Below are 15606 nucleotides of genomic sequence, written 5' to 3' on the forward strand. Positions count from 1 at the left end.
CCCTCAGAAGAACTGGGTGACGCTGATCTTGGCGTTGCGTCCCTGGCTGTAGACCAGGTCGCCGCCCAGCGGCTGGCGATAGGAGCGGTTGAACAGGTTGTCCACGGTGAAGTCGATGCGGGTGTCCTTCAGGCCCAGCTTGGCCGGGACCCACTCGGCGAACAGCCGATGAGTGTCGTAGCTGTCGTTGGCCGCGTGATCCCAGTAGATATCGCCGGAACCGGTACCCATCCCGCCGCTGTAGCGATCGCTGGGCAGGCGGTCGGTCTTGCGCACGAACTCGCCCTGCCAGCCGAGCTTGGCATCCCATTCCGGAACCTTCAGGCCGAGCATGGCCACCCACTTCGGCGGCGGGATGTCGCGCGCCCACACGTTCGGTCCCCAGGGATTGCTGTAGGCCCCATCGTGCTTGCCGGTCATCCACGAGTAGGACAGGCTGCCGAACAGCCGCTGGCTGTCGTAGAAGCTCTCGATCTCGAAGCCCTTGATGGTCAGGCCCGGCAAGTTGCGGTAGTTGCTCAGCGGCAGCATGTCGCCGCAGCTACCACCGATACTGCCGTTGTCGATCGACTGCTGGCGGCAGCCGACGCTGCGGGTGCGGAATATCTCGTCCTTGATGCGGTTCTGGAACAACGTGGTGCGGATCTGCAGGCTGTCGCCGGCGACCAGCAGGTCCGGCAGGTTGATCACGCTGCCGCCACGGATCGCATGGATGCGCTCGGCGTCCAGGTCGCGGCTGCTGCCACCGATGGTCGAACTGTTCTGCACTTCGTACTGCTCGTCGATCACCGGCGCTCGCCAGGTCTCGGTGTAGTCGGCGAAGAACGCCAGGTTCGGCGTCGCGGTCCAGAACACCGACAGCCGCGGCGACCAGCCGGAGTAGGTCTGGGCGCGATAGTCATGGCCGAGCTTGGGATTGTCGTAGATCGGCGCCAGGTTGGCCTGGCCGTCGTTGCGCACGCTGTCGAAGCGCATCGATGGGGTGACGGTCAGGCTGCCGTAGGTGATCGCGTCCTGGATGTAGAAGCTCTGCGTGTCCTGCTTGCCGGCCGGCATGAATGCCGGTTGCAGCCAGCCGTAGTTGTAGCGCGGGGTCTCGTAGGTCTTGCCCGGCATGTGCATGAGGATGTCGCGCTTGTGCTTGTGCAGCGCCGCGCCCAGGGTCAGCTCGTGCTGTAGCGCTCCGGTATCGAAACGGCTGGTGTTGCGCAGCTCCAGGACCTTGTCCTGGTACTCGGTACGCATCCGCTTGCCACCGGTGGCGAGCTGGTAGAAGGCGGTGTCCTCGCGACGGTCGAGTTGCTCGGTGCGGGCGTCGGAATAGCTCAGTTGCAGGTCGATCCAGGGGTTGTCCAGCGGATGGTAGTTGTACTTGCCGGTCCAGGTGGTGTCGGTGGTATCGCGGTGGGCCAGCAGGCGGGTCAGGCCCAGCTCGTAGCCGTAGCGGTCGATGGTCCACTGGCTCGGCGGGGTCGGGTAGCTGCTGGCGGAGAACGGCGTCCAGCGCGAGCTTTTCGAGCGCAGGTAGGTGAAACCCACGTCGTGCTCCTCGGTGGGGTGCAGGTTGAGCTTGAACAGGCCGGTCTTCTCGTCCTGGGCGCTGTTGGGCAGGCGCTTGGGGTTGATCGGGTAGTCGGTGGGCGACAGCGGCAGGTTGTCGGCCAGCTTCATGTCGCGGCCGTCGCGACCGTTGAGATAGAGCAGGGCATCGACGCGGCGGTCTTCGCTGCGACCGAACACGGCGCCGGAGTAGATCTTCTGCTGGTCGTTGGAGTGATAGCCGTACTTGAGCATGGCGCCGACGTCGCGGCCTTCGCGCAGCAGGTCCGGCGCGTCCTTGGTCTCCATGTGCACGGTGCCGCCGAAGCCGCCATTGCCGGTGAACACCGAGTGCGGTCCCTTCTCCACCTCGATGCGCTTGATCATTTCCGGTTCGATGAACACGGTGCCCTGCTGGTAGCGCTCGAAGCCGCTCTTCTGCGCGCCGTCCAGGGTATAGGGCACGTCCTCGGCGTCGCCCAGGCCCCAGATGTTGGTGGTCTGTCCGCCCGGCTTGGGCGAGCCGCCCATGGTCACTCCGGGCAGGGTCTGCAGCAGGCTGGGGATGTTGTCCGCCTGCTGGCGTTCGATATCCCGCCGGGTCAGGGTCGAACGGCCGACGTTGCTGGCGTCCACTTCGCGACCGTTGCCGACGATGGTCTGCGCGTCCAGTTGCAGAGCGTTGTCGCTGTAGGCGTCGACCTGGCGCCGGCGCACCACGTAGCCGCCGCCCGCCTCCACCAGCTCCAGCTCGGAACCGACCAGCAACCGCTCCAGCGCCTCGCGCACCCCGTAGCTGCCGCTCAGCGCCGGAGCGCGCAGGCCCCGCAGGAGCGACTCGTCGAACAGCACCTGGACCTGCGCCTGCTGCGCCAGGCGCGACAGCGAGGCGGCCAGCGGCTGCGCCGGCAGGTCGAAGCGTCGTTCGGCAGCGCTGGCGCCGGCGGCCCACAACGCGGCGCCGAGCACGGCGGCGGAACACAGCGGGCGCCAGGCGGCGCGGGTGAAAGGCAAGGTCATGCTGGAACTCTCCCCAAGTGACTGCTGGATGTCGCCGGCAGCGGCGACGGACAGCAGAGAAGACGCAGCAGGGAGAAAAACCCACATATGCGAATGAAAAATATTTTCATTAATGCTGACGACGCGCCTCAGCGCGCCAGGATCAGCACCTCGCCACCAGCCTGCGGCTGCACCCGCACCGGCAATAACGCCGGCAGGGCGAGGAGAAAATCGTCGGGGCGGGCGATCCGCACCGTACCGGAGACCCGCTTGCCGGCAAGCCGGGGATCTCCCAGGCGGATCGGCGCGGCGCGATAGCGCGACAGTTCCTCCACCAGTTCGCCCAGCGGCTTGTCGCGGAACACCAGTTGCCCATCGCGCCAACTGGCGACCTGCTCCGGCGCCACATGGCCGAGTTCCAGGCGCTGCTCGGCGAGGTCCAGGCGCGCGCTGTCGCCAGCCAGCAGCACATGTTCGGCATCCTTCTCCAGGGACGGCTGCAACGCCACGCGCCCCTGTTTCACCGCCACGGCGAGGGCCTGCGCGTTGCGCCGGACGCTGAACTGGGTACCGAGTACGGTGACCCGGCTGTCGCCGCTGCCGACCCGGAAAGGCCGGGCCGGATCGTGGCTGACCACGAAGAACACCTCGCCTTTCTTCAACAGCACGTCGCGGGTGCGCTCGGCGTAACGCACCTGCACCTGGGTATCGACGTCGAGGAACAGCTTCGATCCGTCCGCCAGGACCACCTCGCGCTGCTCGCCAGGTGCCGTGCCGTAGGCGAGGTTCGGTCCGAGCGACTGGTCGCGCCAGAACAGGGTGGCGACGAGCAGCGCGCAGAACACGAAGAACGCCGCCGCCAGCGCCCGGGGCAGGCGCCAGGCCGGCACCGGCTCGGGAATATCGTCCAGCGCCGGGCGCGGCAGGCCGTCGAATTCGCGCCAGAGCCGCTCCATGCCCTCGAGCGCTTCGCGATGGCGCGGATCGGCGCGTAGCCAATCCTCCAGCTCGGCCCGGCAGGCAGCGCTGAAATGCCCGGAACGACGCCGGCTGAACCAGTAGGCGGCGCGGTGATCGATGTCCTCTTCGGTTTCGTCTGCGAACAGCGGTTCCAGTCGTTCCAGCGGCTTCATCCTTCGCCTCCCTGGCCAAGCCGCCGCTTGCAGTGCAGCAAGGCGCTGGCGATGTGCTTTTCCACCATGCTCAGGGAGATTCCCATGCGCTCGGCCACTTCGACCTGGGACAGGCCGTCGAACTTGTGCAGGACGAACGCTTCGCGCCGCCGCGGCGGCAGCTCGGCCAGCGCGGCCGCCAGGTGGCTGAGACGCTGCTGCTGTTCGAAACGCTCGCCCGGCCCGGCCGCCTCGCCTTCCAGCGCGGCGGGTTCGTCGTTCGCCGCCGGCCGGTCGAGATCCTGGCCGCGGCTCTGCTGCCGGCGCCAATGGTCGCGCAACAGGTTGCGGGCGATCTGGAAAAGAAATGCGCGCGGCTGCTCGACCGATTGCCGGCCCGGCCATTTCAGCCACTGGGCGAAAGTATCCTGGGCGAGGTCGGCGGCGTCCGCCGAACTGCCCAGGTGCTTGCGCAGGAAGCGCAGCAACTCGCCATGGAACGCCTGATAGGCATGCGAGACGGAACCACGGAAGCGCTCATCCATCCGTGCATCCTCCGGCGGCGCCCCCCGCGCCGTTGACCCGCTGCAACACCTCGCCTCCCCGCTTCCGTCGGATACGGAAGTCCCTTGCAAATATGCGAATGATAATACATATCATTTCACAAGGTAAGGAAGTGCGACGGACGCGAGCTCAGCCGGCGCGGAAGATCAGGTAGTCCTCCCAGTCGTCCTCGGCCACCTGGGTCTCGCTGAGCATGCGCCCGGACTGGGAAATGCGTTCCTTGTGGACCCGCTCCGGGTCGCCGCAGACCAGGTGGTGCCAGAGCGGCAGGTCCTTGCCTTCGGCAACCAGGCGATAGCCGCAGGTCGGCGGCAACCACTGGAACTCATCGGCCTGCGCCGGGGTGAGCTGGATACAGTCGGGGACGAAACGGATGCGCTCGGCGTAGTTGGTGCAGCGGCAGCTTTGCAGGTCGAGCAGCTTGCAGGCGATACGCGTGTAGTAGACGCTGCCGTCGTCCTCGTCCTCGAGCTTCTGCAGGCAGCACAGGCCGCAACCGTCGCACAGCGACTCCCACTCGTCCTGGTCGAGTTGGGCGAGGGTCTTGCGTTTCCAGAAGGGTTCGACTTTGGCGGCCATGGCATCGGGGGCTGGTGAAAAGGCGCGATAGTCTAGTCCCCCGCCCCCTCCAGGCCAAGCACCGGCCGGCACATGGCTACTTCAGGTAGGAACGCAGCGCGGTCACCACCAGTTCCAGGTCTTCGCGACGCTGCTCCGCGCTCGCCTGCTCGGCGCCGAGGTGTTCGCGGATGTGCCCCTCCAGCACTTCGTTCATCAGGCCGTTCACCGCACCGCGGATCGCCGCGATCTGTTGCAGCACCGCCGCGCATTCGCTGCCCTCTTCCAGCGCCTGCTCCAGCGCCCGGGTCTGCCCGGCGATGCGGCGCACCCGCGCCAGGAGCTTCTTCTTCCCATGGATGGTATGGGCCACCGCTCTCTCCTCAAGGTAATATACTGGGGTATAGTATATTTTCGACGTCTCGACAGGACAGTAGCAAATGCCCGGCACCCCGACTACCCAGCCCCTGCGCCATTCCCATCGGTTCGACCAGGGCAACCCGCTGGCCGAGCGCAACACGCGCTGGGCGGTATTGCTCACCGCCTGCATGATGGTCGCGGAAATCGCCGGCGGCTGGCTGTTCAACTCCATGGCCCTGCTCGCCGACGGCTGGCACATGAGCTCCCATGCCCTGGCCCTGGGTCTTGCGGTACTCGCCTACGGCGCCGCGCGGCGCTATGCCAACGACCCGCGCTTCAGCTTCGGTACGTGGAAGATCGAGGTGCTCGGCAGCTACACCAGCGCCCTGCTGCTTCTGCTGGTGGCCGGGCTGATGCTCTACCAATCGGTCGAACGCCTGCTCGACCCCAGCCCGATCCACTACCAGCAGGCGATGCTGGTCGCCGCGCTCGGCCTGCTGGTCAATCTCGCCTGCGCCTGGCTGCTGCGCGACGGCCATGCCCACCACGGGCACGGCCACTCGCACCACCACCACCACCACCACCACCACCACCACGACCATCATGCCCACCGGCACGATCTGAATCTGCGCGCCGCCTACCTGCACGTGCTGGCGGATGCCGCCACCTCGCTGCTGGCGATCGTCGCGCTGGCCGGCGGCCTGCTGTGGAACGCGGCCTGGCTGGACCCGCTGATGGGTATCGTCGGCGCGGTACTGGTCAGTGTCTGGGCATGCGGCCTGATCCGGCAGAGCAGCCGGGTATTGCTGGATGCGCAGATGGACGCGCCGGTGGCTGCGGAAATCCGCGCGGCGATCGCCAGCAGCCCGCTGCCGGCGGAACTGCTCGACCTGCACCTGTGGCAGGTCGGCCAGGGCAAGTACGCCTGCCTGCTGAGTCTGCTGACCACCGAGGAAGGCAGCGCCGACTATTTCAAGCGCCGCCTGGCCGAGCATGAGGAACTGGTGCACATCACCGTCGAGGTGAACCCGCTGCTCCCGCTCGCCGCCTGAGGGAACGCGGCTCAGTAGCCGCGAGCGAAGTCCACCTCGCCGCGCATGGCGGTACCCGCCCAGAAGCGCGCGAGGTTGTCGCGGAACAGTTCGACCATCGCCCCCGGCAGGGTCGGCGCGGCGGTGTGCCCGGTCAGCAAGAGGCGCGGGGTATGCCAGAACAGGTGGTTGGCCGGCAGCGGCTCTTCGCGGCAGACGTCGATCACCGCGCCGGCCAGTTGGTTGTTCTCCAGTGCCGCCACCAGGTCGGCGTCCACCACCGCGACGCCACGCCCGGCATTGATGAACAGCGCCGTGGGCTTGAGCCGGGCGAACAGCGCACGGTCGTAGATGTCGTGGGTATCGGGGGTGTCGGGCAGCAGGTTGATCAGGTAGTCGGCCGTCTCCACCAGGCGACCGAGGTCGTCGAGCGACCCCATGCGGTTGAACGGCACCAGCGAACGCGGATTCTTCGCCACCCCGGTCAGGTCCATGCCGAAGCCGGACAGGGTATGCGCCACCGCCTGGCCGATCTCCCCGGTGCCCACGATCACCACCTGCCGGCCACGCAACCCGCCAGGCGTGCGGCTATCCCATTGCGAACCGACCTGGCTGGCCAGGCGACCGAGGAACTGGCGCTCGTGGGCGAGCATGTAGGTCAGCAGGTATTCGCTCATCACCTGGCCGAAGATGCCTACCGCGCGTGTCAGGCTGTAGTCCTTCGGCAGGTCGGCGGCCAGCAGCGGCGTGATGCCCGCCCAGGTCGACTGCACCCAGACCGGATGCACGCCCTGGCGCAGCATCTGCGCCACCAGGTCGGGCTGGCCGAGCCAGATCGAGCACTCGCTGGCGGCGTCGATGAGTTGCAGGGGATCGTCCCCCGCCACCACCTTCAGGCTGGGGTCGGCCGCCATCAGCAGCGCGGCATAGAGAGCGTGGTCACGTTCGAGAATCAGCAAGCGCATGGGTCACACTGCCAAGCCGGACAAGGGCTGGCGATCAGGCCGGAGAATATTGTTCTTTCATGCATCACGGCTCCTGGAGGGAAGCCCTCGAGAGCAGCAGGTTTGGCGCTGGTAGACCACGGTCGCTGCCAGGGGTTCCGCTATCGTGCGACATCTTGCGGACATCATGCACCGAAGGCGCAGCCTTGCACAGAGCGGGTTTCACGTCGTGAAAGTGGCGCCGGGAAGCCGGCGCCAGCGGGGTACGGCTCGCGTCAGAGCGGGTCGTTCATGCGCAGCAACTCTTCCGGGAGATGCTCGATGTACTCTTCTTCGCCCGGCGGCATCTGCAAGTGGAAGCCCTGCTTCTCGATGTTCTCCAGGACCTTGGCGACATCCTCGCGGGCCAGTTGGCGCTCGGGGGTGAGCAGCAGGTCGAAGACATGTTGCGGCGCGCCGAACGGCACCAGCAGGGCCTCGGGTACGCGGCTCAACGCCTCGCGCTTGTCGACGTAGAGGTACATCTCGTTCTTGCGCGGGCTCTTGTAGACGGAACAGATTCGTTTCATGCGCTCTCCAGGGCGTCCAGCAGGGCCTGGCCCATGCGTTCGCGGCGCCAGCCGCGGAGGGAATCGGGCAGTTCGTAGGGACCGTCGGGATAGCCGCTCTTGAGCAGTGCCTCGAGGATCTTCTTGCGCAGCATCAGCTCAGGCGCCATGCCCAGGGTCTCCGCTTCGCGCTGGCCGATGGCGCGCAGGCTCTTGAGCAGCGGGGTGACCTCCGGCGGCAGCGGCTCGGGCAGCGCCTCGGGCCATTCGCTCTGCGGCAGGCGCGCAGCCTGGGCGATCAGTTCGATGAGGAAGTCGCCGTCCTGGCGCACGGTGCGCGGATGCATGTCTTCGATCGCCGCCAGGTCGGTCTTGTTCTTCGGCAGCAGGCGCGCCAGCGGCCACAGGGTACGTTCGCGCAGCACGTGGTTGCGCGGCCGGTTGCGCAGGCGTGCCTGCTCCTCGCGCCAGGCGCAGAGTTCGCGGAGCACCGCCAGTTGCTGCGGACGCAGCCGCCAACCCAGCTTGACCTCGCGGTAGGCCTCGCGCGGATCACTCTCGCGGCAGAGGTTGGCGACCAGTTCGGCGCCGTCCTCCAGCAGCCAGGCGCGTTTCTCCTCGCTCAGCCGCGCATCCAGGGCCAGGTAGACCTGGGCGAGGTGCTGGACGTCGTCGGCGGCGTAGCGCATCTGCATCTCGGTGAGCGGCCGTTGCAACCAGTCGGAACGGGTCTCGTCCTTGGGCAGGTCGATGTCCAGCACCTCCTTCACCAGCTTCGAGTAGCCCATCGAATGGGCCATGCCGAGATAGGCGGCGGCCAACTGCGTATCGAACAGCGGCACCGGCAGGCTGCCGGTGAGGCGCAGGAACACCTCGAGGTCTTCGCTGCAGGCATGCAGCACCTTCACCACCCGCTCGTCTTCGAGCAGCTCGGCGAAGGGGCTCCAGTCCTGGATCAGCAGCGGATCGATCAGCCACTCCTGCCGGCCATCGCCCACCTGCACCAGACCGGCCGCGGGATAGAAGGTATCGACGCGCATGAACTCGGTATCGAGCGCGAGGTACGGCTGTGTGCGCCATTCCCGGCATTGCTGCGCCAGGCTGGCATCATCGCGGATCCACTGGATTTCGGGCGCGGTCACGAACATCTCCTTGGTCAAGTGCGGCGCATTATATAGAGCCTGGCGCCATGCGAGCATTCCGCTCGGCACCGCGCTTGCCGATGAGCGTAGCGAATGTCCATACTCCGCCCTTTGTCCGACAATCCGAACAAGGGAACTGCATGAAGAAGCTCAGCGGAATAATCGTCCTCCTGCTGGCTGGCGCGGCTCTTTACCTGGCCCTGAAGACCAGCCCGATCGACCCGCTCGCCTGGGATGCTCCGGCCGCTCCGCAGATGACCGGGGTCCTCGAACCCAACGACACCCTGATGAAGGCCGAGCTGCTTGGCCAGGGCCAGTTGCACGGCCCCGAGGACACCGCCGTGGACAGCCAGGGCCGCGTCTATGCCGGTCTCGCCGACGGCCGCGTGGTACGCCTGGACGCCAGCGGCAAGGTCGAGACCTTCGTCGACACCGGCGGCCGCCCGCTGGGCATGGACTTCGATGCCGCCGGCAACCTGATCCTCGCCGACGCCTGGAAAGGCCTGCTGCGCATCGATCCGCAGGGCAAGGTGGAAACCCTCGCCACCGAGGCCGACGGTGTCCCCTTCGCCTTCACCGACGACCTCGACATCGCCAGCGACGGCCGCATCTACTTCAGCGACGCTTCCAGCAAGTTCCACCAGCCCGACTACATCCTCGACCTGCTCGAGGCCCGACCGCACGGCCGCCTGCTGCGCTACGACCCGTCCACCGGCAAGACCGAGGTGCTGCTCAAGGACCTGTACTTCGCCAATGGCGTGGCACTCTCGGCAAACGAGGACTTCGTACTGGTCAACGAGACCTACCGCTATCGCATCACCCGCTACTGGCTGAAAGGCGAGAAGGCTGGCCAGCACGAGGTGTTCATCGACAACCTGCCGGGCTTGCCGGACAACCTCCAGGGCGACCGCAAGGGTACCTTCTGGGTGGCCCTGCCGACCCCGCGCAAGGCCGACGCCGACTTCCTCCACCGGCATCCCTGGCTGAAGGCGCAGCTGGCCAAGCTGCCGCGCATGTTCCTGCCCAAGCCGACCGCCTACGGGCTGGTCATCGCCATCGACGAACAGGGCAGGATCGTCCGCAGCCTGCACGACACCAGCGGCCACCACCTGCGCATGATCACCTCGGCGAAGCCGGTGGGCGACCAGCTCTACTTCGGCAGCCTGGAAAACGACCGGATCGGCCGCCTGGCGATCCCCTGAAAAGGCCGAGGCGAAAAAAAGCCCGGCGCAAGCGTCGGGCCAAGCCAATCGGACAAGCGTCCCGAGGGATAGAACACAGGAGCGGGTATCTCGGAACGAGCCGATTCTGCATGTCTGGACAAATCCCCCGCTGCCGGGCGAGGCTGATGACCGAGTAGGAATCTTCCTCGCCTGGAGCCAGCCCTTTCCTTTCGCCATTTCTCCACCTCGCCGCGCGACGCCGGGATGACGCGACGCGGTCCAAGGGGCATGATCCACCCATTCGCCACCGGCTTTGCTTCCCGACCCAAGGAGTCCGCGATGTCGTCCGCCCAACTGCTGACCGCGCAACAACTGGCCGCCCGCCTCAGCGAACCCGACCTGCTGGTCCTCGACTGCCGTTTCGCCCTCGAAGACCCGTCCTACGGTGCCCGCGTCTATCAGGAGAACCACATTCCCGGCGCGCATTTCGCCGACCTCGAACGGGATCTTTCCGCTCCCGTGCGCAAGGGCGTGACCGGTCGCCATCCGCTGCCGGATCCCGCCGAGCTAGCGCTCAAGCTACAAGCCTGGGGCCTGCGCCAGGATAGCCAGGTGGTGCTCTACGACGACGGCCCCGGCGCATTCGCCGCCCGCGCCTGGTGGCTGTTGCATTGGCTGGGCAAGCGCGATGGGGTCTACCTCCTCGATGGCGGCCTGGCGGCCTGGAAGGCTGCGGGGCTGGCACTGACCAATGGCGAAAGCAGCCTTCGACCCGGCGATTTCCAGGGCCAGCCCGATGCCTCGCTGTTGATCGACGCCGCCACCCTCCAGGCCCAACTGGGCCAACCCGGACTGGCGCTGCTCGATGCTCGCGCGCAGCCGCGCTTCCGTGGCGAAGTCGAGCCCATAGATCCGGTCGCCGGACACATTCCCGGTGCCCAGTGCGCCGCCTTCACCGACAACCTTGGCAGCGACGGCCGCTTCCTTCCGCCGGAACAATTGCACCAGCGGTTCTCCGCCCTGTTGCGCGGTCGCCCGGTGGACGAGCTGGTCGCCTACTGCGGCTCCGGCGTCACCGCCTGCCACAACCTGTTCGCCCTGAGCCTCGCCGGCTTCCCGCTTCCGCGCCTCTACGCCGGCTCGTGGAGCGAGTGGATCACCGACCCGCGCCGCCCGGTCGCCACCGGCGACTGACGCCATACGCTCGGACGCGGCTTACGCCGCGTCGGGCAGCTTCCTGAAGTAGTCGAGCAACTCCTTCTGCAACGCCTCGTTGCGGAACAGCCCGAAATGCCCGACCGCCCCCTCGGCCCGTCCCTTGCGACGCAACTCCAGGTGCGCCGCGGCATAGACCTGGTGAAGCTTTTCCGCCGCAGCCCACGGCACGTAGTCGTCGTCCTCGAACAGGAAGCTGGCGACGGGGATGTCCAGCGCCTCGTAACCCTGCCGCTGCAATCCGAAGCGCGGTGCCAGGAGGTAGTCCGGCTGCCGCACCCAGCGCGCCCAGTCGCGCATGAAATGACTCGGCATATCCAGGCTGCCGAGGCCGAAGAAACGGCTGGGAAAGCGTCGGAGCAGTCCGGTCAGTAGCGGCACCGCCACGCAGAACAGGCCGAACATCTGCCAGCGTTGCCTGCCTCGCCAGCGCCTCCAGTACGGAAACGAACCGGCGACGAACGCGGCGCCGCTCAATCCGCTGGCCTGACCAGCCAGACCGAGCAACTGCGCGCCGATGCTATGGCCGACGAAATAGCGCGGTAGCTCCGGCGCGCGCGCTCGGCACCAGGCCAGCGCCGCATCGATGTCCTCGCGTCCCCAGTCGGCCAGGCGATAGCTAGCCACGGCAGGGTCGTCGCCTTCGCTGCCGCGGTAGCTGAACAACAGCACCTCATAGCCGGAAGCCGCGGCCAGGACGGCGAAGCGCTGGTAGAAGGCGCGCCTGACGCCGAGCGCGCAGGCCACCACGATGCTCCCCTGCGCATCGCCGACGGCCGGGAAGTGGTCGCCGGCCAGGCGCACACCGTCACGGCAGGCGATCTCCACTGCGGTACTCATTCGCTCCCTCCTTTGCCGTGCGGGTTCGAGCAGCCGGGACGGACGCAATGCTCGACGGATCGCCAGGCGTGCTAGCATGAACATACCGACGGTATGTAAGAAGGCAGCAGTATGAATGTCAAGAGCAGGCAGCAGGAAAATGCCGAGGCGACCCGCGAGGCACTGCTGGAAAGCGCCCTCTCCGCCTTCATCGAACATGGCTACGGCGGCGTCTCCATCGACGCCATCGCCCGCGAGGCGCGCGTGACCAAGGGCGCGTTCTACCACCACTTCGGCAGCAAGCAGGAACTGCTCGCCGAATGCTACGAACGCCAGGTACGGACGATCGCCGAGGACCTGGACAGGGTGCCGGCGCATGTCGACAAGTGGGCGGAGGCCGCCGCACTGGCCGAGGCCTTCATCGACAGCGTGATGGCGCGCGGCAAGCGGCAACTGTCGCTGCAGGAGGTGATCACGGTCGTCGGCTGGGAGCGATGGAAACGCATCGACTCGCGCCACACGCTGCGCTACGTCGGGCGCCTGGTGGACGAACTGGCGGCCAGTGGCGAACTCAAGGACTACCGCCGGGAAACCCTGGTCGGCCAGCTCTACGGCTTCCTTACCCAGGCCGCGATGAGTCTTCGCGATGCACGCAACAAGCGGCAAGCGGCCAATGAAGTGAAAGCCATCATCCGCGACTTCCTCTACAGCCTGCGCAGGGGCTGAGAATGCCGCCCAGCACAAGCGAAGCAAGGACGCGCCGGTTTAATTTCCAGCAGGCATATCAGTCGTTCTCTAAAGCTGGAAACAATTTAAAAACAGTCCTTTACAGCCGATTTGTTTCACTACACTTCAAATCAAGCGGCTAAGTCCGCTATCGGCGGGGCCATCGGAATAGAAGCTGCCAAACTGCCCGGCCCCGCCGATCCACCTTGCGCGAGGCCGTCATGGGTATTTCCGCCAACGATCTTTGCCAGCACGTGATACGCCCGACCCTGGACTACCTGTCCTGCCACAGCCCCGCCGCCGAAGCGCTGCTGCTGGGCGCGGCGGCCTGCCAGTCGGCGCTGGGGAGCGCCCTCGACGACCGCCGTGGCCACGGCCTGTACCGGATCGCCAGCGAACGCCACCAGCAGCTCTGGGACCAGTACCTGGCGCTGGACCCGGAGCGCGCCAGCCGGGTCCGCGGCCTGGCCAGCCAGCATGCCTTCCTTGCCGCGCCGCACCTGGAACTGACGGTGAACCTGCGCTACAGCACGGCCATCGCCTGGTCGCTGGTGGAAGCCGCGCGACTGCCGCTGCCCGACCAGCACGACCACCTCGCCCAGGCTCGCGTGTGGCGCCAGGTATTCCAGCCGCACGGTCGCCTGCACGAGTTCATCGACGCCTGGCAACGCTGCATCGGCAGTCTCAGCCAGGTCGCCTGACGGCGAATGGAAAAATCCCGCGTCCGAAACAGACCAACCGGTCAGAAAATTTTTTACATACAGACACGAACGGTTGCGCTACCTTCGCTTCACTGGCACCGGAGCCAACCGCTCTGTTCCGCACCCTGCGGAACTTCGGAACACTGGCGCCGGTCTGGGAATCTTGGTAGTTTGCGCGCCGTTATACACAGGAGTTGCTCCAACAATGAAAACAATATGGTTTAAAACCTCTCTCGCACTGACCATTAGCGCTGTCTCCACCTACACCCTCGCCAACGGCATCGCCATCAACGAACAGAGCGCCAGCGGCGCCGGCACCGCCTACGCCGGCCGCGCCTCGTCCGCGCTCGATGCCAGCACCATCTACGGCAACCCGGCCGGCCTGTCCAAGCTGAAACGCACCGAAGTCAGCGGCGGTCTGGCCATCGTCAAGGCCAAGGACGACATCAGCCAGGCCCACAGCACCGCCCAGGGCAGCAACAAGGGCGACTCGGTACCGCTGGCCGCCGTACCGTTCGGCTACTTCTCCACGCCGATCAACGAAGATTTCACTTTCGGCCTGGGCATCTACGTGCCCTACGGCATCATCAACGATTACGAAAACGGCTTCATGGGCAGCTCCCACGGCTCCTATAGCAAGGTGCAGGTGATCACCGTGCAGCCGACCATCGCCTGGAAGATCAACGACAAGGTTTCCGTCGGCTTCGGTCCGACCTTCAACCGCATCGACGGCCAGTTGAAGAACACCCTGGCCACCAATGGCCTGCTCGGCAGCAACGGCGATACCAAGATCAACATCAAGGGCGACGACACCGCCATCGGCTACAACGTCGGCGTGATGGTCGACCTGACCGACGACACCACCTGGGGCCTGACCTACCACTCCAAGGTCAAGTACCACCTGGGCGGCAACACCGAAGTGAAGAACGCTCCGGGTGCCCTGGGCCTGAACGGCAAGTACGATGCCAAGCTGGACATCACCCTGCCGGAATCGGTGGATACCTCCATCACCCACAAGTTCGACGACAAGTGGACGGGCTACCTGGGCGCCGTCTGGACCCGCTGGAGCCGCCTGGAGAAGATCGAGGTGCGCAACAGCGGCGTACCGGCGCTCGGCCAGGCCCTGGGCTTCAACACCATCGGCGAAGACCTGAACTGGCGCGACACCTGGTCCTTCTCGGTAGGTACCTCCTACCAGGCCACCCCGGAGTGGGTGCTGCGCACCGGCTTTGCCTACGAGCCGTCGCCGACCTCCAACGAGGACCGCAACGTACGCATCCCGGTGGGCGACCGCAAGGTCTTCACCGTCGGTGCCGGCTGGTCGCCGAACCAGGACCTGACCGTCGACGTGGCCTACGCCTACCTGTGGGAAACCACCGCCGGCGTCAACCAGGAAGGCAGCGCCCTGCAGCCGGCCTACAGCGCCAAGTACGACAACAGCGCGCATGGCCTGACCGCCCAGGTCACCTATCGTTTCTGATCGCACGCGCCAACGAAGAAGCCGGGCAATGCCCGGCTTTTTCATGCCTGGCCGCCCCTCAGGGCTGGCTGGCGATGGCCTTCTCGATGGCGGCCTGGAGCTGCGGATCGTCCGGGGTGGTCTTGCTGGAGAACTGCGCGACCACCCTGCCCTGGCGATCCACCACGTACTTGTAGAAATTCCAGCGCGGCGCCTGGCCGCTCTGCTCGGCCAACTGGCGGAACAGCGGGATCGCCTCGTCGCCGCGCACGTGCTGCGGCTGGGTCATGGCGAAGGTCACGCCGTAGTTGCCATAGCAGATCTTCGCGGTCTCGGCGGTATCCGCGGCTTCCTGCTTGAAGTCGTCGGAAGGTACCCCGAGCACTTCCAGGCCCTGCCCCTTGTAACGCTGGTAGAGCGCCTCGAGCCCCTTGAACTGCGGGGTGAAGCCACAGTGGCTGGCAGTGTTGACCACCACCAGCGGCTTGCCGGCGTAACGCTGGCAAAGATCGATGCTTTCCTTGGAACGCAGCTTGGTCAACTGGCCCTGCAACAGTTCCGGGCAATCGGCGGCCCAGCCGCTCAGCGGCAGCCCGGCGAGCGCCAGGACGGACAACAGCACGCGAGGTTTCATGGAATGGCTCCTTGGCGACGAATGTCCCAGCTTACCCTTCCCCGCGCCTATCGCCACCTATCAGCATGCGCCCATGCCCAGTTCCAGCAGCG

Annotated in this window: 16 protein-coding genes; 6 read left to right on the forward strand and 10 right to left on the reverse strand. The window is 66.3% G+C overall.

Going from position 1 to position 15606, the window contains the following annotated elements; genetic code table 11:
• Positions 1–3 precede the first annotated feature (3 nt).
• The 5 genes from hxuC to LJF27_RS07835 all read right to left on the reverse strand — a co-directional run bounded on the left by hxuC (position 4) and on the right by LJF27_RS07835 (position 5145).
• The gene (gene hxuC / locus LJF27_RS07815) at positions 4–2559 is read right to left on the reverse strand and encodes a heme receptor HxuC (protein WP_023103321.1); all 2556 of its coding nucleotides are present in this window, start codon (positions 2557–2559) and stop codon (positions 4–6) included.
• Positions 2560–2687: 128 nt separating this feature from the next.
• A complete protein-coding gene (locus tag LJF27_RS07820; protein ID WP_003082671.1) occupies positions 2688–3671 on the reverse strand; it encodes a FecR family protein in 984 nt (327 codons plus the stop codon).
• Positions 3668–4195, reverse strand: a complete 528-nt coding sequence (locus LJF27_RS07825) for an RNA polymerase sigma factor (RefSeq protein WP_003082669.1) — start codon at positions 4193–4195, stop codon at positions 3668–3670. Before LJF27_RS07825 ends, LJF27_RS07820 begins: the two co-directional genes overlap by 4 nt.
• A 148-nt stretch (positions 4196–4343) precedes the next feature.
• Positions 4344–4793, reverse strand: a complete 450-nt coding sequence (locus tag LJF27_RS07830) for a YcgN family cysteine cluster protein (protein WP_003082662.1) — start codon at positions 4791–4793, stop codon at positions 4344–4346.
• Positions 4794–4869: 76 nt separating this feature from the next.
• Positions 4870–5145, reverse strand: coding sequence for a metal/formaldehyde-sensitive transcriptional repressor (locus LJF27_RS07835; protein WP_003082658.1), 276 nt, complete (start codon positions 5143–5145; stop codon positions 4870–4872).
• 67 nt (positions 5146–5212) lie between these two features.
• On the opposite strand from LJF27_RS07835, the gene aitP reads away from it, so the two are divergent.
• Complete coding sequence (gene aitP / locus LJF27_RS07840) at positions 5213–6184, forward strand: CDF family iron/cobalt efflux transporter AitP (protein WP_003082653.1); 972 nt, start codon at positions 5213–5215, stop codon at positions 6182–6184.
• Positions 6185–6195: 11 nt separating this feature from the next.
• Here the strand turns inward: aitP and LJF27_RS07845 are convergent, their stop codons facing one another.
• The 3 genes from LJF27_RS07845 to rnd form a co-directional block, all read right to left on the reverse strand.
• Positions 6196–7128, reverse strand: coding sequence for a D-2-hydroxyacid dehydrogenase (locus LJF27_RS07845; RefSeq protein WP_003082652.1), 933 nt, complete (start codon positions 7126–7128; stop codon positions 6196–6198).
• A 254-nt stretch (positions 7129–7382) separates the two neighbouring features.
• Positions 7383–7676, reverse strand: a complete 294-nt coding sequence (locus LJF27_RS07850; RefSeq protein WP_003082651.1) for a YcgL domain-containing protein — start codon at positions 7674–7676, stop codon at positions 7383–7385.
• The gene (gene rnd / locus LJF27_RS07855) at positions 7673–8797 is read right to left on the reverse strand and encodes a ribonuclease D (protein ID WP_003086813.1); all 1125 of its coding nucleotides are present in this window, start codon (positions 8795–8797) and stop codon (positions 7673–7675) included. Before rnd ends, LJF27_RS07850 begins: the two co-directional genes overlap by 4 nt.
• Positions 8798–8937: 140 nt before the next feature.
• On the opposite strand from rnd, the gene LJF27_RS07860 reads away from it, so the two are divergent.
• Entirely contained in the window at positions 8938–9999 is a 1062-nt protein-coding gene (locus tag LJF27_RS07860; RefSeq protein WP_003082649.1) for an SMP-30/gluconolactonase/LRE family protein, read from the forward strand.
• A 300-nt stretch (positions 10000–10299) separates the two neighbouring features.
• The gene (locus tag LJF27_RS07865; RefSeq protein WP_003109274.1) at positions 10300–11154 is read left to right on the forward strand and encodes a sulfurtransferase; all 855 of its coding nucleotides are present in this window, start codon (positions 10300–10302) and stop codon (positions 11152–11154) included.
• 21 nt (positions 11155–11175) lie between these two features.
• On the opposite strand, the gene LJF27_RS07870 is transcribed toward LJF27_RS07865, so the two are convergent.
• Positions 11176–12015, reverse strand: a complete 840-nt coding sequence (locus LJF27_RS07870; RefSeq protein ID WP_003116035.1) for an alpha/beta fold hydrolase — start codon at positions 12013–12015, stop codon at positions 11176–11178.
• Positions 12016–12126: 111 nt separating this feature from the next.
• Between LJF27_RS07870 and LJF27_RS07875 the strand changes: the two genes are divergently transcribed.
• The 3 genes from LJF27_RS07875 (at position 12127) to LJF27_RS07885 (ending at position 14901) form a co-directional block, all read left to right on the forward strand.
• Positions 12127–12720, forward strand: a complete 594-nt coding sequence (locus tag LJF27_RS07875; protein ID WP_003082643.1) for a TetR family transcriptional regulator — start codon at positions 12127–12129, stop codon at positions 12718–12720.
• A gap of 221 nt (positions 12721–12941) precedes the next feature.
• Complete coding sequence (locus LJF27_RS07880) at positions 12942–13421, forward strand: hypothetical protein (RefSeq protein ID WP_003082640.1); 480 nt, start codon at positions 12942–12944, stop codon at positions 13419–13421.
• A 205-nt stretch (positions 13422–13626) separates the two neighbouring features.
• The gene (locus LJF27_RS07885; RefSeq protein WP_003082638.1) at positions 13627–14901 is read left to right on the forward strand and encodes an outer membrane protein transport protein; all 1275 of its coding nucleotides are present in this window, start codon (positions 13627–13629) and stop codon (positions 14899–14901) included.
• A 58-nt stretch (positions 14902–14959) separates the two neighbouring features.
• On the opposite strand, the gene LJF27_RS07890 is transcribed toward LJF27_RS07885, so the two are convergent.
• Positions 14960–15514: a glutathione peroxidase gene (locus tag LJF27_RS07890; RefSeq protein ID WP_003082631.1), complete on the reverse strand. Its 555-nt coding sequence runs from the start codon at positions 15512–15514 to the stop codon at positions 14960–14962.
• Positions 15515–15606: the final 92 nt, after the last annotated feature.

Source organism: Pseudomonas sp. 203-8 (assembly GCF_020708595.1).
Taxonomy (GTDB): domain Bacteria; phylum Pseudomonadota; class Gammaproteobacteria; order Pseudomonadales; family Pseudomonadaceae; genus Pseudomonas; species Pseudomonas aeruginosa.

What these genes read in the sequence shown, in the direction of transcription:
- aitP (WP_003082653.1), top strand. Translation starts at nt 5,213, where the DNA reads ATGCCCGGCACCCCGACTACCCAGCCCCTGCGCCATTCCCATCGGTTC.
- LJF27_RS07865 (WP_003109274.1), top strand. Translation starts at nt 10,300, where the DNA reads ATGTCGTCCGCCCAACTGCTGACCGCGCAACAACTGGCCGCCCGCCTC.
- LJF27_RS07885 (WP_003082638.1), top strand. Translation starts at nt 13,627, where the DNA reads ATGAAAACAATATGGTTTAAAACCTCTCTCGCACTGACCATTAGCGCT.
- LJF27_RS07860 (WP_003082649.1), top strand. Translation starts at nt 8,938, where the DNA reads ATGAAGAAGCTCAGCGGAATAATCGTCCTCCTGCTGGCTGGCGCGGCT.
- LJF27_RS07825 (WP_003082669.1), bottom strand. Translation starts at nt 4,195, where the DNA reads ATGGATGAGCGCTTCCGTGGTTCCGTCTCGCATGCCTATCAGGCGTTC.
- LJF27_RS07890 (WP_003082631.1), bottom strand. Translation starts at nt 15,514, where the DNA reads ATGAAACCTCGCGTGCTGTTGTCCGTCCTGGCGCTCGCCGGGCTGCCG.
- LJF27_RS07830 (WP_003082662.1), bottom strand. Translation starts at nt 4,793, where the DNA reads ATGGCCGCCAAAGTCGAACCCTTCTGGAAACGCAAGACCCTCGCCCAA.
- LJF27_RS07880 (WP_003082640.1), top strand. Translation starts at nt 12,942, where the DNA reads ATGGGTATTTCCGCCAACGATCTTTGCCAGCACGTGATACGCCCGACC.
- LJF27_RS07875 (WP_003082643.1), top strand. Translation starts at nt 12,127, where the DNA reads ATGAATGTCAAGAGCAGGCAGCAGGAAAATGCCGAGGCGACCCGCGAG.
- LJF27_RS07870 (WP_003116035.1), bottom strand. Translation starts at nt 12,015, where the DNA reads ATGAGTACCGCAGTGGAGATCGCCTGCCGTGACGGTGTGCGCCTGGCC.
- LJF27_RS07850 (WP_003082651.1), bottom strand. Translation starts at nt 7,676, where the DNA reads ATGAAACGAATCTGTTCCGTCTACAAGAGCCCGCGCAAGAACGAGATG.
- hxuC (WP_023103321.1), bottom strand. Translation starts at nt 2,559, where the DNA reads ATGACCTTGCCTTTCACCCGCGCCGCCTGGCGCCCGCTGTGTTCCGCC.
- LJF27_RS07845 (WP_003082652.1), bottom strand. Translation starts at nt 7,128, where the DNA reads ATGCGCTTGCTGATTCTCGAACGTGACCACGCTCTCTATGCCGCGCTG.
- LJF27_RS07820 (WP_003082671.1), bottom strand. Translation starts at nt 3,671, where the DNA reads ATGAAGCCGCTGGAACGACTGGAACCGCTGTTCGCAGACGAAACCGAA.